General features: G+C 62.9%; 18 protein-coding genes. 9 read left to right on the forward strand and 9 right to left on the reverse strand.

Annotation, left to right across the window (positions count from 1 at the left end; translation table 11 throughout):
* Positions 1-22: 22 nt before the first annotated feature.
* The gene (locus DY201_RS11955; protein WP_115731391.1) at positions 23-955 is read right to left on the reverse strand and encodes an alpha/beta fold hydrolase; all 933 of its coding nucleotides are present in this window, start codon (positions 953-955) and stop codon (positions 23-25) included.
* A 210-nt stretch (positions 956-1,165) separates the two neighbouring features.
* Here DY201_RS11955 and DY201_RS11960 point away from each other — a divergent pair, with 210 nt between their 5' ends.
* Both DY201_RS11960 and DY201_RS11965 read left to right on the forward strand, forming a co-directional pair.
* Positions 1,166-2,092, forward strand: coding sequence for an ABC transporter ATP-binding protein (locus tag DY201_RS11960; RefSeq protein ID WP_115733743.1), 927 nt, complete (start codon positions 1,166-1,168; stop codon positions 2,090-2,092).
* Positions 2,089-2,850, forward strand: a complete 762-nt coding sequence (locus DY201_RS11965; protein WP_115731392.1) for an ABC transporter permease — start codon at positions 2,089-2,091, stop codon at positions 2,848-2,850. Before DY201_RS11960 ends, DY201_RS11965 begins: the two co-directional genes overlap by 4 nt.
* Positions 2,851-2,933: 83 nt before the next feature.
* On the opposite strand, the gene DY201_RS11970 is transcribed toward DY201_RS11965, so the two are convergent.
* The 3 genes from DY201_RS11970 to DY201_RS11980 form a co-directional block, all read right to left on the reverse strand.
* A complete protein-coding gene (locus DY201_RS11970; RefSeq protein WP_115731393.1) occupies positions 2,934-3,851 on the reverse strand; it encodes a cation diffusion facilitator family transporter in 918 nt (305 codons plus the stop codon).
* Between the two features lie 63 nt (positions 3,852-3,914).
* Positions 3,915-5,198, reverse strand: a complete 1,284-nt coding sequence (locus DY201_RS11975) for a DUF2778 domain-containing protein (RefSeq protein ID WP_245431975.1) — start codon at positions 5,196-5,198, stop codon at positions 3,915-3,917.
* A 309-nt stretch (positions 5,199-5,507) separates the two neighbouring features.
* Complete coding sequence (locus DY201_RS11980; protein WP_115731394.1) at positions 5,508-6,947, reverse strand: metal-dependent hydrolase family protein; 1,440 nt, start codon at positions 6,945-6,947, stop codon at positions 5,508-5,510.
* 257 nt (positions 6,948-7,204) lie between these two features.
* On the opposite strand from DY201_RS11980, the gene ettA reads away from it, so the two are divergent.
* From ettA to DY201_RS12000, 4 genes are all read left to right on the forward strand, one after another.
* Complete coding sequence (gene ettA, locus DY201_RS11985; protein ID WP_115731395.1) at positions 7,205-8,854, forward strand: energy-dependent translational throttle protein EttA; 1,650 nt, start codon at positions 7,205-7,207, stop codon at positions 8,852-8,854.
* A gap of 117 nt (positions 8,855-8,971) precedes the next feature.
* Complete coding sequence (gene tam / locus DY201_RS11990) at positions 8,972-9,739, forward strand: trans-aconitate 2-methyltransferase (protein ID WP_115731396.1); 768 nt, start codon at positions 8,972-8,974, stop codon at positions 9,737-9,739.
* Positions 9,740-9,951: 212 nt separating this feature from the next.
* The gene (locus tag DY201_RS11995) at positions 9,952-11,073 is read left to right on the forward strand and encodes a beta-ketoacyl-ACP synthase III (protein WP_115731397.1); all 1,122 of its coding nucleotides are present in this window, start codon (positions 9,952-9,954) and stop codon (positions 11,071-11,073) included.
* 111 nt (positions 11,074-11,184) lie between these two features.
* Positions 11,185-11,802, forward strand: coding sequence for an MOSC domain-containing protein (locus DY201_RS12000; RefSeq protein ID WP_115733745.1), 618 nt, complete (start codon positions 11,185-11,187; stop codon positions 11,800-11,802).
* A 16-nt stretch (positions 11,803-11,818) separates the two neighbouring features.
* Here the strand turns inward: DY201_RS12000 and DY201_RS12005 are convergent, their stop codons facing one another.
* The 4 genes from DY201_RS12005 to tsaA all read right to left on the reverse strand — a co-directional run bounded on the left by DY201_RS12005 (position 11,819) and on the right by tsaA (position 14,222).
* Positions 11,819-12,766 carry an aminotransferase class IV gene (locus tag DY201_RS12005; RefSeq protein ID WP_115731398.1) on the reverse strand — a complete coding sequence of 316 codons (948 nt, stop codon included), beginning with the start codon at positions 12,764-12,766 and terminating at the stop codon, positions 11,819-11,821.
* Positions 12,767-12,913: 147 nt separating this feature from the next.
* Entirely contained in the window at positions 12,914-13,405 is a 492-nt protein-coding gene (locus tag DY201_RS12010; RefSeq protein ID WP_115731399.1) for an Lrp/AsnC family transcriptional regulator, read from the reverse strand.
* Positions 13,402-13,716: a DUF2293 domain-containing protein gene (locus tag DY201_RS12015; RefSeq protein ID WP_115731400.1), complete on the reverse strand. Its 315-nt coding sequence runs from the start codon at positions 13,714-13,716 to the stop codon at positions 13,402-13,404. Before DY201_RS12015 ends, DY201_RS12010 begins: the two co-directional genes overlap by 4 nt.
* Before the next feature lie 2 nt (positions 13,717-13,718).
* Positions 13,719-14,222 (reverse strand): tRNA (N6-threonylcarbamoyladenosine(37)-N6)-methyltransferase TrmO, encoded by a 504-nt coding sequence (tsaA, locus tag DY201_RS12020; RefSeq protein WP_115733746.1) that lies wholly within the window; start codon positions 14,220-14,222, stop codon positions 13,719-13,721.
* Between the two features lie 118 nt (positions 14,223-14,340).
* On the opposite strand from tsaA, the gene DY201_RS12025 reads away from it, so the two are divergent.
* Both DY201_RS12025 and metF read left to right on the forward strand, forming a co-directional pair.
* Positions 14,341-15,348, forward strand: a complete 1,008-nt coding sequence (locus tag DY201_RS12025; protein ID WP_115731401.1) for an ArsR/SmtB family transcription factor — start codon at positions 14,341-14,343, stop codon at positions 15,346-15,348.
* Positions 15,348-16,262 (forward strand): methylenetetrahydrofolate reductase [NAD(P)H], encoded by a 915-nt coding sequence (gene metF, locus DY201_RS12030; RefSeq protein WP_115731402.1) that lies wholly within the window; start codon positions 15,348-15,350, stop codon positions 16,260-16,262. Before DY201_RS12025 ends, metF begins: the two co-directional genes overlap by 1 nt.
* A gap of 491 nt (positions 16,263-16,753) precedes the next feature.
* On the opposite strand, the gene DY201_RS12035 is transcribed toward metF, so the two are convergent.
* Positions 16,754-17,650 (reverse strand): DMT family transporter, encoded by an 897-nt coding sequence (locus DY201_RS12035; RefSeq protein ID WP_115731403.1) that lies wholly within the window; start codon positions 17,648-17,650, stop codon positions 16,754-16,756.
* Between the two features lie 159 nt (positions 17,651-17,809).
* On the opposite strand from DY201_RS12035, the gene DY201_RS12040 reads away from it, so the two are divergent.
* A complete protein-coding gene (locus tag DY201_RS12040; RefSeq protein WP_115731404.1) occupies positions 17,810-19,033 on the forward strand; it encodes an alanine racemase in 1,224 nt (407 codons plus the stop codon).
* The last annotated feature ends 2 nt before the right edge of the window (positions 19,034-19,035 follow it).

Genomic DNA, 19,035 nt, shown 5'->3' on the forward strand with positions numbered 1-19,035 from the left:
TGCACTGGGCCAGCCCTGCCGTTCACCGGGGAAGCGTCCGGTCGAGCCAACCGGCGAAATCGGCCATGATCGGTTCGCGGTTGATCTCGTTCAGGCTTTCGTGGCGGGTCTCGGGATAAACCTTTGAAACGAGATTCGAAAAACCCATCCGGCGCAACCGCCCGGCGAGCGCCTCGACAGCCTTGCCGCCATCGGTGGCGGGATCACGCTGACCGCCGACCAGATTGAACGGCAAATCCCTGCGCACGCCGGCGAAGTTGCTGTCGTCGGCACCGGCGAAGACGAGGTCGAAGACGTCGATCCACATCGACACCGACGCATCCCAACCGCAGAGCGGATCGGCGACGTAGGCGTCGACCTCGGCTTCGTCGCGCGACAGCCAGTCGAATTCGGTGCGTCGGTTGGGGATCTTCTTCGCCCAGTCGCCGAAGGTAAGTTTGGGCAGCATGCGGGAGGGCACGTCCGAGCCCAGCCGGAAGCGCTCCAAGGCGAGGATCGCCTGCGCCAGGCGGCCAAGGATACCGGCGGAGAAATTGGCGTTCCATATCGCGGCTGCAGCAACGCGTTCGGAGTGGCGCAGGACGAAATTGAGCGCGATCAACCCACCCATGGAATGGCCGAAGATGACCACCGGCAGGCTGGGATGCTGTTCGGCGATGCGGTCATGGATCGCAACTATGTCGGCGACAACGACGTCCAGCCCGTTCTTGCCGGCGAAACGGCCCTTGGGCGCGTCAGCGGCCATGGTCGCGCCATGGCCGCGATGGTCGTGCGCGTAGACATGGCAGCCCTGCGCGGCGAGGAAATCGGCAAAACGTGCGTAGCGTGCGCCGTGTTCGGCGAGGCCGTGGTTGATCTGGACAACGGCACGGGCAGAGGTGTCGGCGTGCCTGACATGAAGATTGAGTTTTGCCCCGGTCGGAGAGGCAAGCGTGGTGGTGGTGTCGAACGGCATCGCTGTCTCCCCCTGTGCGGACTGTCGGGGAAGTGCGGTGCGCCCGTCAAGGCCGGCTGACCGCGGTGCACAGGGACAATGTCAGGAGCTGTCACGACTAGCCTTGTTCGGCGGAAGCCAGCCCATATATTGCGCTAACCCCAGAACCGGCCGCTCCGCCGGCATTTTTCGCGACTTTCCTTACCATTCCCAGCTGAAGTGATGATCGTCATGCAGCCGATTATTTCCGTTTCCAATCTTTCAAAGACCTATGCGTCGGGCTTTTCGGCGCTGAAGGGCATCAATCTGGACATTCGCCGCGGCGAGATCTTTGCGTTGCTCGGACCCAACGGCGCCGGCAAGACGACGCTGATCAGCGTCATATGCGGCATCGTCAATCCGACCTCGGGCACCGTGCTGGCTGATGGCCACGACATCGTTCGCGACTATCGCGCGGCGCGCACACTGATTGGCCTGGTGCCGCAGGAACTGACGACCGATGCCTTCGAGACGGTGTGGGCGACGGTAAGCTTCAGCCGCGGCCTGTTCGGCAAGCCGGCCAACCCGGCCCACATCGAGAAGATCCTCAGGGATTTGTCCCTGTGGGACAAGAAGGACAACAAGATCATCACGTTGTCGGGCGGCATGAAGCGCCGGGTGATGATCGCCAAGGCGCTGTCGCACGAGCCGCAGATCCTGTTCCTCGACGAACCCACCGCGGGCGTCGATGTCGAGCTGCGGCGCGACATGTGGGAGGTGGTGCGCCTGCTGCGCGAAACCGGCGTCACCATCATCCTGACCACGCACTACATCGAGGAAGCCGAGCAGATGGCCGACCGTGTCGGCGTGATAAGCCATGGCGAGATCATCCTGGTCGAGGAAAAGGCCGAGCTGATGCGCAAGCTTGGCCGCAAGCAACTGACGCTGCAACTGCAGCAGCCGCTGGAGCAGGTGCCGCCGGCGCTTTCGAGCCACGGGCTCGAATTGTCCGAAGACGGCAACGAGCTCGTCTACACCTACGACACGCAAGGCGAGCGGACGGGCATCACGGCCCTGCTCAAGGACCTCAACGACGCCGGAATCCGCTTCCGCGACCTGCAGACCAAGCAGAGTTCGCTGGAAGAGATTTTCGTCAATCTGGTGAGTGAACGGCGATGAATTTTTACGCGATCCGCGCAATCTATCTGTTCGAAATGGCGCGTACATGGCGCACGCTGCTGCAGAGCATCGTTTCGCCCGTCATCTCGACTTCGCTCTATTTCGTCGTCTTCGGTGCGGCCATCGGCTCGCGCATCAGCGAGATCAACGGCATCAGCTACGGCGCTTTCATCGTGCCCGGCCTGGTCATGCTGTCGCTGTTGACCCAGAGCATTTCCAATGCATCGTTCGGCATTTACTTCCCGAAATTCGTCGGCACCATCTACGAGCTTTTGTCGGCGCCGGTGTCCTATCTGGAGATCGTCATTGCCTATGTCGGGGCGGCGGCGTCGAAGTCGATCATCCTCGGCCTGATCATCCTGGCGACCGCGGCGCTGTTCGTGCCGCTGCAGGTCCAGCATCCGGTCTGGATGCTGCTGTTTTTGGTGCTGACGGCAGTGACCTTCAGCCTGTTCGGCTTCATTATCGGCATCTGGGCGCGCAGTTTCGAGCAGCTGCAGCTGGTGCCGCTGCTGATCATCACCCCGCTGACCTTCCTGGGTGGCAGCTTCTACTCCATCGACATGCTGCCGCCGTTCTGGCGCACGGTGTCGCTGTTCAATCCGGTGGTCTATCTGGTCAGCGGCTTCCGCTGGAGCTTCTTCGGCGTATCCGACGTCAATGTCGGCATCAGCCTCGGCATGACGCTGGTGTTCCTGGCGGCCTGCCTTGCCGCCGTCTGGTGGATCTTCAGGACCGGCTGGCGCATCAAGGTGTAGGCGGGCGACTTGTTGTTGGAGCATGATCCCGAAACCGGTTTCCGCCTTTCGGGATCATGCTCTAGCTGCTCCGCCCACTCCTTCTACTCCGCCCACTCCTTGTCGGCGGTGAAGGCGATCGTCAGCCAGCGGTCGGGACCTTCATCGCCCAGGGCGTCGCCGATCTCGTTGCGCAGGGCGTCCCATTGCTCGATGGTCTTGGCAGGCCAGCCGGGCGGGACGATGAAATAGAGCTCGACCTGCATCAGGCGGCCGACCTTGGCGACATAGGCGCGATAAGAAACGAAGCCGTGCTTCTTCACCGTTGAGCGGGCGACCTCGTCGACATGCGCCTTGAGTGCCTCCGGCGTGATCAGCAGAATATCGGAGAACGCCTGGCGGATGGTGCCGACGGGCATAGGGATGATGACCAGGCAGACAAGCGCCAGCACCGCCGGATCGACATAGGGCGCTGTCCAGGCAAATTCGGTGCCTTCGACCAGCCAACCGCCGATGAAGGCGATCAGCAACGCTGCGGTGATGCCGCCAGACATCATCCAGGCGGTGACGTCGAGGCGCACGAAGTCGGACTGGATCGTCCGGTTGGCACGGCTGCCGATGAAGGCCATGGTCAGGCAGGCGGCAAGCGTGACCGCCGCATAAATGATGGCGTAGTCGAATTCTAGATGGTGTCCGCCGGCCAAAAGGTTGGCGACGGCGTTGATCAGCGCATAGCAGGACACGCTGATCAGGACGATGCCGTTGAGGCCAAGCACGATGGGCTCGAGATGCCAGAAGCCAAACGAGAAGCGCTTGTGCAGGCGGCGGTTGTGGGTGGCATTGCTGGTGATGAGGCGGGCGACGATCAGCGCCAAAATGGTCATCGTCGCATCGGCGAGCGAATAGGCGCCGTCGAAGGCAATCGAAAAGGAGCCGCTGAGGACGCCGAAAACGATGCCGAACAGCGCGACGACAAACGTCACGGCGATCGACATCCGAAGCAGATTGGTTTCGGTTTTCATGCCTCAGCTATGAAATAGCCGCCTGCCGATGTCCACCGTCGGCGGGATCGAGGTCGTTTTGTCTCAGATACTCTTGCCGTTCGACGCCAGGCGGAAGCTTTCGCGGCCGCCGCTCGGCACCACGATCATCTGCTTGACCTTGCCCTGCTTGAAAGCGGTGAGGAAGCGCTTGTAGTCGGCAAAGGCGACGCATCCATGCGACTCCTCGCGACCGCCGCGCAGCAAATAGCTGTGCGTCAGGAAGCCGTCGCGGCCATATTTGTTCTTGCCGTCGACCGGCAGCATACGGATCGCCTCGACGCCGTGGAAGCGGCTCTCGCGCATCTTGAGATTGTAGGTGTGGGGCGGGGTCGGTCCGTTCATCTTGACGTGGACGTAGCGCGGGTTGTCGGCCATGTTGCCGATGCCGGAATGTGCTTCGAGCACGCTGCCGTCGGGCATGTAGACCTTGGCGGCGCTGATGTCATAGACGGCGACGCCGTTGCCGGCTCTCGTCTTGCCGCCGAACAGGCTGCGCAGCGACTGGCCGAGGGTGCTGCCCGGCTTGTCCTCGGGAATTTCCGGGCGCGCATAGGCGAGCTTCGCAGGTTTTTGCGCTTCGGGCTTTTCGGCGACCCTTGGCGCTTCGGATTCCGGCGTGCCGGCATCCGCCTTGCCGGCGTCGGCAGGCCTAGGCGCGGTCGCTTCGGGGCGAAGTTCCGGACGGGGACCAGCGGTCGGCGTTTCGGCATAATCAGGCAGGGCAGCCGCTTCCGCTTCGGCCTGTGCCGCGGCGAGGCCTTCCTCGGAAGGGCCGGTCAGCAAGGTCGACAGCGCGGTGTCGGCGGTGCCGCCAGGTGACGGATCTGCATAAGCGAGGATGGTCGGGCGCTCTGCGACCGAAGCGGGCAATACCGGCTGGTCGGCGTCCGTTGTGGCGGCGGCAAGCTGCTGCAGTTCGACCGAGCTGGCCGAAAACAGGCTGGCGAGCTTCTTCGAGCTGAGGTCGGCTTGGCTGGCTATGGTGTCGAAGCGGGCGGCGTGGCCGTTTGCGGGCACAGCAGCCGCGACAGCAGTATGACGGGCGGACTTGCCCAAGCCGCCGGTCAGGCTGGCCGTGACCGCGGGTCTGGCATTGTTGACGGAAATCAGGGGCTTGGCTGAGGCGACCAGCCGCGATGCCTTGTCGGTGCTGACATATGCGGTGAGCCGTGCCTGTCTGATGGTCGCCGGCTGCGCATAGGGCTTGGGCGTGAAGTGGGCCGGATCGAAAGCGTTGACATTGCCCATGGCGGCCATGCCAGCCATCGACCATGCGGCCATACCGGCGAAAGCCGTGCCGGCACAGGCGATGACAAATGGGCGCAACAGACGGCGCAAGGATCGTGGACGAACGATTTTACTCAAACGCGTAGCAGACCAGTTGTCCCGCAACGTCGTGCGGCCGGCGAAGCGACCGCAGTGCGTGATTTCCGGAATGTCCCCAACTCGACAGAACGATGGAGAAAGGATGGACAAATGTGGTTAATTTTTGCTTTGCGTTTGAGCCAAACATCGCAGGCCCGGCATTCGGGCCCCGCGGACCCTGCGTCAACGGCCTCCGCCGGTACGGCGCTGCATGTCCAACGCCAGTATAGGCGTCAGTCCAGATGAGAACTGGGCAAGAGAATATCGAGGTCAGCCAAGCGTGTTCTTATGGATGATGCCGTCCTTCATGATCACGACCATGTTCTTGCCTGGCTCGTTGATCAGGTCGATATTTTCGAGCGGATTGCCGTCCAGAAGGAGCATGTCGGCGAGGGCGCCTTGTTCGATCACGCCGAGCTTGCCGGGATAGGGATTGCGCAGACTGGACAGCGCCAGCAGCTGCGCATTCCCCGATGTTGCCATGCGGAGTGCCTCGGCATTGGTGTAGAAATTGCTGAGATGGGTAAACATGACGCTCTGGCGCGCGGTCATTGCAGGTGAAAACAGCACATCCGAACCCCACGCGGTTCTGATGCCATGCTTGCGAACAAACTCGTAGACTTTGGGAGTGCCGGCGAACAGCTGCTGGATGCGTTCCGCGCTTGGACCGGTCTGGGGCTCCGCATCCTCGACGGTGAGGAATGGCTGCATGCTGAGCCATACGTCTTTTTCGGCAAAGAGCTTTGCCGTCTCCTCATCCATCAGGTGCGCATGCTCGACGCAGGCCGCCCCGGCGTTGATCGCCCTCTGAACGGTGTTCGGGGCATAAGCGTGGACGGTGACGTATGTATTCCAGTCTTTTGCCACCGAGACGGCAGCGCGTATCTCGTCTTCGGCAAAGGTCGACATGTCGAGCGGGCTGCGCGGCGACGAAACCCCGCCACCGCCAACCAGCTTGATCTGCGATGCCCCCTGGATCAACTGCTCGCGGATGCGCATCTTCAGGTCGGGGATGCCGTCGACGATCGCGTTGGCTCCCATCAGTTCGCCGATGCTGAGCTGGTTGCCATTTCGCGGGATCTCCGTCGGCATGCGCAAATCGCCATGGCCTCCGGTCGTGGTGATCATCGCTCCGCAGGGAAAGATGCGCGGGCCCGGAACAATGCCGCTGTCGACGGCCTGTTTGAACGAGAAAACCGGCCCACCCAGATCTCGGACCGTGGTGAAGCCGCGGAGCAAGGTGCGCTCTGCCTCGGCCGTAGTGGCAGCAAAGATGATACCCGGATCGCCAGCCAGCAATACGTTCAACGGCACCGCCGCAAAGACCGTATGCCAGTGGGCGTCGATCAGGCCCGGCATGAGCACGCGATCGCCGCAGTCGATGACAGTTGCGTCGGAAGGAGCTGCGCTGTTAGTCGTGTCTACGGCTGCGACACGGTTGCCTTCGACCAGCACCTGAACGCCTGCCTTGAGTGTATCGGACGTGCCGTCGAACAGCCTGAGCCGGCGGAAGAGGGTTTTGGGTGACAGGCTGGATGTCTGAGCCAGGGAAGGCGAAGCAAGAGCGGTAAAGGATGCTCCCATGCCCGCCATGAAGCCGCGTCGCGTAAGGACCTCAAGGCGTTGCGATGCTTGCTGGATCTCTGGGCTGAAGCAGCCGCAGGCTGTTCCATGGACAAGGTGCTGGTAGGTATTCCCCAAGCGGAGCATTGCATCCCCCCAAAAGCACTTTCTAGCCACGGCAATTTAGACCCATGGCAGCTATTGGCAACCAGCGATGTTGGGTCGGCGGGATTGTCGTAAAGGCTTTCCCCCGCCCGCCATCGGACAGGGGCGGGGTGCGGCGGTAAGCTGTCCGCCTTTGCGGCGCATCGCAGCCATATGTGCCCCGAAAGCATTTGCCGTTTGGGGTGGGATGGCCTACATAGCGCGCAAATCTCCGTTCACCTGAAGCAGGATACGCGCGCGTGGCACGCCAGTTCATCTATCACATGTCGGGACTGACCAAGTCCTACGGCACCAAGAAGGTGCTGGAAAACCTCAACCTGTCGTTCTACCCGGATGCCAAGATCGGTATCCTGGGCCCCAACGGGGCCGGCAAGTCGACAGTGCTCAAGATCATGGCCGGCCTCGACAAGGAATGGTCGGGCGAAGCCTGGCTGGCTGACGGCGCGACCGTTGGCTACTTGGCGCAGGAGCCGCATCTCGACCCGGCCAAGACAGTGTTCGAGAACGTCATGGACGGTGTCGCCAAGAAGACCGCCATCATCGAGCGCTACAACGAGCTGATGATGAACTACTCCGACGAGACCGCCGACGAGGGCGCCAAGCTGCAGGACGAGATGGATCGTCTCAACCTGTGGGACCTGGAACAGCAGGTCGAGATGGCGATGGACGCACTGCAGTGCCCGCCCGGCGATTCCGAAGTGACCCAGCTGTCGGGTGGCGAACGACGCCGCATCGCGCTGTGCCGCTTGCTGCTCGAACAGCCTGACCTTCTGCTGCTCGACGAACCGACCAACCATCTCGACGCCGAGACCACGGCGTGGCTGGAAAAGCACCTGCGCGACTATCCGGGCTCGGTGCTGATCATCACCCACGATCGCTACTTCCTCGACAACGTCACCGGCTGGATCCTCGAACTCGATCGTGGTCGCGGCATCCCTTATGAAGGCAACTACACCAAGTATCTCGACGCCAAGGCCAAGCGCCTGATCCAGGAAGGCCGCGAAGACGATTCGCGTCAGAAGGCGATCTGGCGTGAGCGCGAGTGGATCGCATCCTCGCCCAAGGCACGCCAGACCAAGTCGAAGGCGCGTATCAAGGCCTATGAGGAACTGGTCGAGCAGTCGCAGAACCGCAAGCCGACCGACACGCAGATCGTCATTCCGGCCGGCGAACGCCTCGGCAACGTGGTGATCGAGGTCGATAGCGTGAACAAGGGCTATGGCGACGAGCTTTTGATCGAAAACCTGAACTTCAAGCTGCCGCCCGGCGGCATCGTCGGCGTCATTGGCCCCAACGGCGCCGGCAAGACCACGCTGTTCAGGATGATCACCGGCCAGGAAACGCCCGATAGCGGCACGATCCGCGTCGGCGAAACCGTCAAGCTCGGTTATGTCGACCAGAGCCGCGACGCGCTCGACCCGACCAAGACGGTCTGGGAAGAGATCTCCGGCGGCGCCGAAGTCATCAAGCTCGGCAAGCATGAAGTGAACAGCCGCGCCTATTGCTCGTCGTTCAACTTCCGTGGCGGCGACCAGCAGCAGAAGGTCGGCAACCTGTCGGGTGGTCAGCGCAACCGCGTCCATCTCGCCAAGATGCTGAAGAACGGCGGCAACGTCCTGCTGCTTGACGAACCGACCAACGATCTCGACACCGAGACGCTGGGCGCGCTCGAAGACGCGCTGGAAGCTTATGCCGGCTGCGCTGTCATCATCTCCCACGATCGTATGTTCCTCGACCGCATGGCCACCCACATGCTGGCATATGAAGGCGACGCGCATGTCGAGTGGTTCGAAGGCAACTTCGAAGAGTACGAGAAGGACAAGATCCGTCGTCTCGGCGCCGATGCGGCCACCCCGCACCGGATGAGCCACAAGCGCCTGACGCGCTGACAGACCAAGAAAACGCCCCGCCCAAAGCGGGGCGTTTTTGTTTTCTGCCCGCTGCCTTGCGTAGCTGGACGTAAAACGCCTTCGCACTTCCTGGAATTGCTTTTTGGAGTCTCCGACATGAAGGACTGGTCCGCCGCGCAGTATCTCAAATTCGAGGACGAGCGGACGCGGCCGTCCCGGGACCTTCTGGCGCAGATCCCGCTGGAGCGGCCGAGGCGAGTGGTCGACATCGGCTGTGGGCCCGGCAATTCGACCGAGCTTCTGGTCGAGCGTTGGCCGGATTCGGAGGTTTCCGGCTTCGACACGTCGCCGGACATGATCGAGCAGGCCAGGCAGCGGCTCCCCGGCGTCGAGTTCAAGCTCGCCAATACGCGCGACTGGACACCCGACGAGCCCATCGACGTGATCTTCGCCAATGCCGTGTTCCAGTGGCTGCCGGACCATCAGGCCGTTCTGGCCCGCCTGATGACGCTGCTCGCCCCGGGCGGGTACCTCGCAGTGCAGATGCCCGACAATATCGGCGAGCCGTCGCATATGGCGATGCGCGAGACCGCAGCCGCAGTGCCGTTCGCCGCCAGGATCGCAGGCGCCGCCCGCGCGCAATTGCCATCGGTCGCTTCATATTATGACCTGCTCGTGCCGCTGTCGGCGCGGGTCGACATCTGGCACACGGTCTACAACCACCCGCTGGCCGATGCCGCCGCGATCGTCGAGTGGGTCAAGGGCACGGGGCTGAAGCCTTTCGTCGATCCGCTCGACCCGGCCGAGCGCGAAGCCTATCTCGCCGCCTACACGGCGCGCATCGCCGCTGCCTATCCGCCCGCCGCCGACGGCAAGGTGCTGCTGCGCTTCCCCCGGCTGTTCATGGTGGCCCAGCGCGCCTAGGCCGAGGATAGGACGGGATATCGGCGCAAGTGTTGCGCGCGGGGCGTATTCGAACGCCTCCATGTGACGTAAGCTGCCCGGTGGCGAGTCCGGTGAGACGGGGGCTGGATGCGCCGGGCCTGATGGCTCCATTTTCGTCGCTGGAGCATGGGTTTTTCCGAAGCGGTAACTGCTATCGGGCATGCTGCGGAAATTCAGGCATGGACGGTCTTATGCATCGCGTCATCATCAGCGGAATCGGCGTTGAAATCCCCGAGGCCTCCATCAGCAACGACGAACTCGTCGAAAGCTTCAACGCCTGGGCCGATATCGAGAATATCAGGCGCGAAGCGGCAGGGCAGGAGCCGATCAAGAAATCGGACAGTGAATTCATCGTCTATGCCTCCGGGGTGAAGAACCGGCACGTCCACACGCTCGACGGCATCCTCGATCCTGGACGGATGACCCCGCGCATCGCTGCGCGGATCGACGACGAACTGTCTGTCGAAGCGGAGTTTGGTGTCGCCTCCGCGCGCAAGGCGCTGACCCATGCCGGGCTCTCCGGCGCCGACATCGACATGGTGATCTGTGCTGCCTCGCACCAGCAGAGGCCCTATCCGGCAATATCGATCGAAATCCAGAAGGAGCTCGGCATCGAGGGCGGCGCCTTCGACATGAGCCTCGGCTGCTCGTCGGCTGCGGCAGCCCTGCATGTCGCTTTCAATCTCGTCCGCTCGGGCGGGCAGAAGCGCGTGCTGATCGTGACGCCCGAGATCATAACCGGACACCTCAATTTCCGCGACCGCCAGACGCATTTCATATTCGGCGACGCCTCGGTGGCGATGGTCGTCGAGGCTATTGGAGCCAAGGAGACCCGGCCGGGGCGCTTCGAGATGCTCGACACGCGCAACTGGACGCAGTTCTCCAACAACATCCGCACCAATTTCGGCTTCCTGCTGCGTGCCGGCCAGGAAAACACCTCCGTCGTCGAGATGGAGGGCAACATGATCAAGCAGGTCGGCAACAAGGTGTTCAAGGAAGTGACGCATGCGGCGCATCGCTTTATCACCGCCTTCCTCGCCGACCATGGCATGACACCGTCCGACATCAGGCGCTACTGGCTGCACCAGGCAAATGCGCGCATGAACGCGATGATCCTGAAGCTGGCGCTCGGCCATGACGCCGACCACGACAAGGCGCCGATGGTGCTGGAGCGGCTGGGCAACACGGCGGCGGCAGGTGCTGTCATCGCGCTTAAGGAAAATCACGAGGACATGAAGGCGGGTGACCACGGGCTGATCTGCGCCTTCGGCGCCGGCTACTCGATCGGCGGCGCTCTGGTCCGCATGATGTGAAGCGATCGCCCGGGGATCGATCAGGCCGGATGATCGCTGGGATCAGGCTTTTTGTCTGGATTTTGCGTGGCAGGCCGTTCAAAGCAGCAGTCCGAAACCGAGAGGCCAAAGATGCTCGATCCGACCATGCACCGCGACGGCGAACCTGAAATCCTGCCGGGCCGCAAGCTCGCCGCGCGCATTGCCGGCGTCTACCTTGCGCCGGCGGACCATTTCGTCACCCGGGCGGTGGAGGCGCTGCCGCTGACCTTCGAGGGCATCATCGGTGACGTCCATGCCGGCCACACCAGGCGCTCGGGTGGGCGCGAACCGTGGTATCCGCGCGGCACCGAGATGCGCAACGAGCGGCAATTGTCGATCGTCGCAGCCGACGAGATGGCGATCGTTGCCGAGCGCATGGGGCTTGCCGAGATCAAACCGGAATGGATCGGCGCCAATCTCCTGCTCGACGGCGTGCCGATGCTGTCGATGTTGCCTTCGGGCACCATGCTGTTCTTCAAGGGTGGCGTGACGATCAAGATCGACGGCCAGAACGCGCCATGCCGCGTCGCCGGCCGCTCGATCGCCGAGCATGCCGGAATGGCCGACCACGACGCCGGCTCGCTGCTGTTTCCCAAAGTGTCGCGCCGCCTGCGCGGGCTTGTCGGCTGGGTCGAGAAGCCCGGCACAATATCGGCCGGCGAAGAGGTCTCGGTGCGGGTGCCCGAGCAGTGGATCTACAGGGCGTGAGCACAGCCCCTGCCGGTCAGGGATAGACGACGGGCATCGACCAGTCGGGGTCGTCGTGTTTCGCCCAGTAGGCATCTTTCAGCCTTAGGGTGATCGGGCCAACCTTGCCGTTGGCAATGTCAGTCCCGTCGATCTTGGTTACCGGCATGATGCCGCCGGCGGTCGAGGTGATGAACACCTCGTCGGCGCGAAGCAATGCGTCGACGCTGACGTCAAGGGCTTCGGCGACAAGGCCAGCTTCGGTACAGATGTCAAAGACGCTGCGCCGCGTGATGCCGGGCAGGACGCCGGTTGCGGGCGTCGCCAGGCGCCCGTCTTTCACGGCAAAGACGTTGAAGCCCGGACCCTCGGCGACATTGCCGTTGAAGTCGAGCAGGAGTGCCGTCTCGGCGTTGTTGTCATAGGCGTCGTAGAGGCCACGCACGAGATCGAGCCAGTGGTAGTTTTTGACAGCGGGATCGATCGAGGCCGGCGGGATGCGCACGCGCTGGCTGATCGAGACATGCAGGCCGCGGGCGAGCTGTTCGGAATTGGCGACCGAGCCGAATGGCACGGCGAAGGCCATGAAGCGGTTGATGGCGTCGCGCGGGTCGCGGCTGAAGGTTGGCGAGGCGCCGCGGGTGCATAGCATCTCGACATAGGCTGAGCGATGGCCCGACAGCGCCACACAATTGTGCAGTATTTCGGTGACGCCAGCCCTGTCGAAGGGGATCGACATGCGCAACCGCTCCAGGCCACCGAAGAAGCGCTCGATATGCAGGTCGAGCCGGAAGAAGGCGCCGTTCCAGACATGGACGGTGTCGTAGGTCGCGTCCGAATGCAGGAACCCCCAGTCGAGCACCGAGATCTTTGCTTCCGACATCGGCACATACTGGCCGTCGAGGAAGGCAACGCCCGAGGGATAGGCATGCGGATCGAGATGACGGCTTTCGAGTGCAGGCAATTGCTTTGGCTTAAGGTCCATCAGGCGCGCGCTCCACTAAAGGGATGATCGGTCGGACTATGCCGTCCCGCGATACGCCATTTCAGTCAAAATGCCGGGCCAGACGAGGCAGGCAGGTCAAAATCAGCGCCAAATTGCAACAGATGGCCTATCCGACAGCCTACGCCGTTAGATGGCGACGCGTGGCTCGAACTTGACGCGGTCAAGCATGATCATGGAGCGGAACTTGCGGATGTTGGGATTGGCGTAGAGCCTGTCCCTCGTGAAGGCCTCGAAGGCGGCAATGTCCTCGACGGTCACCATCACGACAAAATCGGCGTCGCCGGTCACCATGTAGCACTGGTTCACCTCAGGGGCGGCCCGCATTTCGCGTTTGAACGCGTCGACAAGGTCGAGGCGCTCGGCTTCAAGCTCTATATTAACCACCGCCGTCAGTGACTTGCCGGCGCGTCCGGGGTCGACGAGCGCGATGTCGGCCAAGATTACGCCTTCCTCGCGCAAGCGTCTGACCCGGCGCACGCAGGAGGCAGCCGAAGAGGCGACGCGCTCGGCCAGTTCGGCGAAGGACAGCCGGTTGTCCTGCTGCAGCACTGCCAGGATCCTGCGGTCGAGCTCGTCGAGCGGCACGGCGTTGCGCCCGTTGCGCGGCGTTTCGGTCATTCCATGTCCTCGTCGGCGTCGAGCAGGCGGGTGGCGCGCCAGCGGGTGAGGGTGGCGTTGACGTGGTCGATGACGAAGAAACGGGCGGAATCGCGGTCGTAGCCCTCCGACAGCAGCTTCTCGTAGTCGGTGTGGGCATGGCGGACATGGGCGACTGTCGCCAGCCAGACGGCGATCGACGGGGGCAGCGTCTTCAGATGCACGGCGAGCGCGTCGGCGCGGATCGCTTCCGTGTCGGCATAAGGCGCGAGCGGCAGCAGCGCGGTCAGCGCCTTAGCCATGGCGCGTTGACGGGCGGTGGAAGCTGGCATGCTCAGGCGTCCTTGCTCGGACGCGTGGCGCCCGGGATGGCGTCGACCGAAGCGAAATAGGGTTTCAGGTCGATTACGGGCGTTCCGTCGAGCGCATCGATGGCGTCGAGCTCGATCACCCCGTTTTCGACGTCGAGCGAGACGATCGCTGCGACGTGAAGGCCGATAGGGTTCGGTCGAGAAGGCGAGCGCAAGGCGAAAACGCCTTTGGCGTCAGAGGCATGGCGCGGTTTCTGGACAATCAGATTCCGCGGCGCCTGTTCGAACCAACTGAGCACGATGACATGGCTGAAGCCGGCGAGCCCAGCCAGTCCCGCGCAGTAGGGAGCGTCCATGATGATTGTCGCGCCATCGCCGCGTTCGCGCGCGGCGTTCATGTTCTTGGGGCAGTCCTCGCGCAGCTTCCAGGGCGAAGCGATGCGACCGATATAGGCGAGGCGGGCGTCGTCGGCGTCCGCCGCCGGATCGCCGGCCAGCGGAATTTCGCCATCGCGTTGTTCGAACATCTTCATGTCGCCTCCCACGGTCGCGCCATTTTCTTGCCCGCATGCGACATTGGGCGTTGCAATCGCTAACTGCGTCACATAAAGATATGTTTATGTCTTTTGGCGAGAACCAAAGCCGATGCATGTGACGCTCGACACCATGGTAGATACCTTGAAGGCGGCAGCCGAATCCAGCCGACTTCGCATCCTGACGCTGCTTTCACGTGGCGACCTGACGGTCTCCGACCTGACCGAGATCCTCGGCCAGTCGCAGCCGCGCGTTTCGCGCCACCTCAAGCTGTTGCTCGAGGCAGGGCTGATCGACCGCTACCAGGAAGGTTCCTGGGCCTTCTTCCGTCTTTCGGACTCCGACCAGGCGCGCGGTTTCGTGCAGGGGCTGGTGTCAAGCATCGACACCACCGACAGCCAGGTGATGCGCGATTTCGAACGCCTCGACGACGTCAAGCACAAGCGCCAGGAGCGCGCCGCCCGCTATTTCAGCGCCAATGCCGCGAGCTGGGACGAATTGCGCTCGCTGCATGCACCTGATCGCGCGGTGGAAGCCGCACTCGTCAAGCTGGTCGGCAAGCGGCCGTTCCAGTCAATGCTCGACCTTGGCACCGGCACCGGTCGGCTGCTTGAGATATTTGCCTCGCTCTATCGCCGCGGCGTCGGCATCGACCAGTCGCGCGAGATGCTGGCCGTTGCCCGCGCCAATCTCGACAAGGCGGGCGTGGCCAACGCGCAGGTGCGCCAAGGCGACATCTTTTCGCCGCCGGTCGAGCGCGACGCCTTCGACCTCGTCACCATTCACCAAGTGCTGCACTATCTCGACGATCCGGCCCGCGCCATCCAGGAGGCGGCGCGGCTGTTGCGCCCCTCGGGCCGGCTGGTGATCGTCGACTTTGCGCCGCACGGGCTGGATTTCCTGCGCTCCGAGCATGCGCATGCGCGCCTCGGCTTCTCCGACCGGCAGATCGAGGATTGGTTGTCCGAAACCGGGCTGGAGCTGGAAGAGACCCAGGAATTCGAACCACGCTCGTCAACCAAGGCGAGCCTCACCGTCAAGCTTTGGCTGGCGCGCGACAAGCGCGTGCTGGTCGCCGATCCCAATCCTGAACTGCAAGCCCAAAGGGAAACCGCCTGATGAACCAATTTCCGCTCTCCAGGCGTTCCGACATCGGCAACAAGATTCGCGTTTCCTTCGAGTTCTTCCCGCCGAAGAACGATGACATGGAGGCGCGCCTTTGGGAGACGGTGACCCGGCTCGAGCCGCTTCGCCCGCAGTTCGTCTCGGTGACCTATGGCGCCGGCGGTTCGACCCGCGAGCGCACCGCCCGCACGGTCAAGCGCATCCTTGAGGAATCGACGCTGACGCCCGCCGCGCACATGACCTGCGTCGACGCGACCCGCGAGGAGGTCGACCAGGTGATCGCAGAGTTCGCCGCCATGGGTGTCAAACGCTTCGTCGCGTTGCGCGGCGATCCCAAGGAGGGCGTGGGCGCTGCCTACCAGCCGCATCCTGGCGGCTATGCCAATGGCGCCGAGCTCGTCGGTGCACTGAAGGCGCAGGGCGATTTCGACATCTCGGTCTCGGCCTACCCGGAGAAGCACCCGGAAAGCCCTGATTTCGCTACCGATTTCGACATGCTGAAGCGCAAGGTCGACAATGGCGCGACGCGTGCGGTGACCCAGTTCTTCTTCGACAACGATCTTTACGAGCGTTACGTCGAGCGTGCCCGCAAGGCCGGCATCTACATCCCGATCGTGCCGGGTGTGCTGCCGATCCACAGCTTCACACAGGTTGCCAATTTTGCTTCGCGCTGCGGCGCGCATGTGCCGGGCTGGCTGGCCGAACGCTTCGAGGGATTGGACAGGGACCCGCAGACGCATGCGCTGGTGGCGTCGGCCGTGGCGGTGGAGCAGGTGCTCGACCTCGTCGAACGCGGCGTCAACGACTTCCATTTCTACACGATGAACCGCGCCGACCTGGTGGTGGCGGTGTGCCATATGATCGGCATCCGGCCGCAGCCAGTGGTGCAGGGTTCGGCCGCAGCCTGAGGCAAGTCGGAATTGGCAAGGCGGAATCAAACAAGGCGGAATCAAAAAGGCCGGGAGGGTGATCCCGGCCTTTTCGAAGCTTTCACCTTGGAGGTGCTTTCGTCTTCCGCCGTGAGCGGCCTATGGAAGAACTCCGACAATAAGCGCGCCGATGAAGGCAAAGGCAGCGCAAATCATGACTGCATTGATTGACCTAGTCAGTCCCATGCATAGCCTCCTGTTTGCAAGCCACAGGCCGGAATCTAGGGTCATTTCGGTCACACACAAGCGAAAAATGTGCTGCATTGCGACAAGATTGTGGGAAATACGACGCGTTTTTCGCGCTTAGCCGTTGGATTTGCTTGGTAAACACACCGGCAAGGGTTGTGGAGAAATTGTGGCTAATCGATTAGCCACAACAGTGCCACGCGCGCCCGGTCTGCCGCGCAACTCGGCACTGCAGCAATCCCTATCCAGGCGTCGCCTTCACGAACGCCGATGCGATCTTGCGCTCATGCGCCTGCCGGCTGGCGCCGCCTGAACAACCGTCCGTCGATGGTGATGAGCCCAAGCGCGATCAGCGCCATGCCGCCCAGTTCGAATGGCTCCAGGCGTTCGCCGAGGAAACTCACAGACAAAAGCATGGCGCTTGCCGGCACGATCAACGTGACCAGCGAGGTGTTGGTGGCACCGGCCGATGCGACCAGCTTGAAGAACAGGATGTAGGCGAAGGCGGTGGCCACCAGGGCCAGCCCGAACGTGGCCAGCCAGGCGTTGGCGCTGGCTTCAAACAGGCCAGATGTTCCGTAGAGGGCCAGCACGATCGGCACCATGATGATGCTGGATGCGGTCAGTTGGCCGGTTGCGATGATCGTCGGCGGCACGCCACGGAGGCGGCGAGCGACCATCAGGGCCAGTGCGTAGGAGAGCGAAGCGCCAACAAGGGCGAATTTGGCCCAGACCGGGCCGCCCAGTCCTGCCACAATACCCGGACCAACCATGATGGCAGTGCCTGCAATGCCCAGTCCTATGCCTGCCAGCTTGTTCCAGTTCAGCTTCTCGTCGCTGGTGAAGGCATTTGCGATCACCAGCGTCCAGAACGGCGTGGTGGCGTTGAGCACCGAGGCGAGGCCGGCGCCTATCTCGGTCTGGCCGAGGCAGATCAGCGAAAACGGGATGACGTTGTTCAGCACGGCGAGGCCGAACAGGATGCCGGCATGGGGTAAAGCGAGGCGGAAGGAAGGGCCGCGCAAAAGCAGGAAGAGGTGCAGCGCCGCGCCGGCGATCAGCACGCGGAACAGCACCAGCTTGAGCGGCGCGATCTCGGCGACCGCAATATGCACGCAGAAGAACGACCCGCCCCAGATAACGCCCAGAAGCAACAGCCTGGCCCAGTCGCGTGCATTCATGTCCGCTTCCTTCTTCGCTTCGTCACATTCGACAGCTACGCGCGATCCTCGGGTAGGGCCACCCGATTCCATTGGCTGACGCAACACTCCTGCCAAGTCCTGTCGGGTTGCATCGCGGACCGCTTGGTTTAGATTTCGACCGGCAAACGAGGAGCTTCCATGCAGCGATTCGAGAATGCACGCGAGGCAGCCCTCGCTCTTCGCCCCGATGCTCCGGTTTATTGCTTCCGGCCGGAGGTTTTGAAGACAGACGCCCGCGCCTTCATGGAGATGTTCCCCGGCCGGACCGCCTATGCGGTCAAGACCAATGGCGAACTGATCGTGCTCAAGGCGTTGGTCGAGGCCGGCGTGACGATGTTCGACGTGGCTTCGCCCGGCGAGTTCGCGGCGGTGAGGGAGGTCTCTGCCGAAGCCGAGATGATCTACATGCATCCGGTCAAGGCGCAGTCCGATATCAGGCTGGCGCTGGAGACCTATGGCATCAGGGTGATCGCGGTCGACCACGAGGACGAGATCAACAAGCTGAACCGCGTGGTCAGGGCGCTCGACATCGATCCAGGTGCGATCACCGTCTTTGTGCGGGTGCAGACCAAGGGATCGGCCGCTTACGAGCTGTCGAAGAAATTTGGTGCCGGGCCGGCCAATGCGGTCGAACTTTGCGAACGGCTCAACCGCAATGGCTACAAGGTCGGTCTGTGCTTCCATGTCGGCAGCCAGATCGAGGACCCCGATACCTATGAGCGGGCGCTCGCTTCCGTCGACTGGGTGCGCAACCGCATCAGCTTCGACCTTGCCGGGCTCGACGTCGGCGGCGGCTTCCCGGCCGAGTATGGCCATGATCCGAACTCGAAGAAGCCGGTCATGCCCTCGATCGGCCAGATCATGTCGCGCTTCCGCGCCGACCTGAAGGAGTACAATTTCGACGAGATGCCGCTCGTCGCCGAGCCGGGCCGCGTGATCGTGGCGCGCTGTCTGTCGCTGATCGTGCGGGTGCTTTTGCGCAAGGGCAGGCGGCTCTACATCAATGACGGCATCTGGGCGTCACTGTCGGATTCCTGGACAGGCAAGATCACGTTGCCGGCGCGCTTCATCCCGGATCCGGCGATCCGCACCCGCAATGGCGACGCCGACAAGATCGTGCCGTTCAAGGTCTGCGGAGCGACCTGCGATTCCGTCGACATCCTGTCCCGGCCGTTCTGGCTGCCGGAGACGATCGACACCGGCGACTGGATCGAGATCGGCCATATCGGGGCCTACTCCTTGTCGCTGCGCACCCGGTTCAACGGCTTCTATCCCGACACTTTCGTCGAGGTGACGACGCCGTTCGACGAGGGCGATGCGCCGCAAGGTTTTGCCAGTCTGGAGACGATGGCGGCGGAGTGAGG

Source organism: Aminobacter aminovorans (assembly GCF_900445235.1).
Classification (GTDB): domain Bacteria; phylum Pseudomonadota; class Alphaproteobacteria; order Rhizobiales; family Rhizobiaceae; genus Aminobacter; species Aminobacter aminovorans.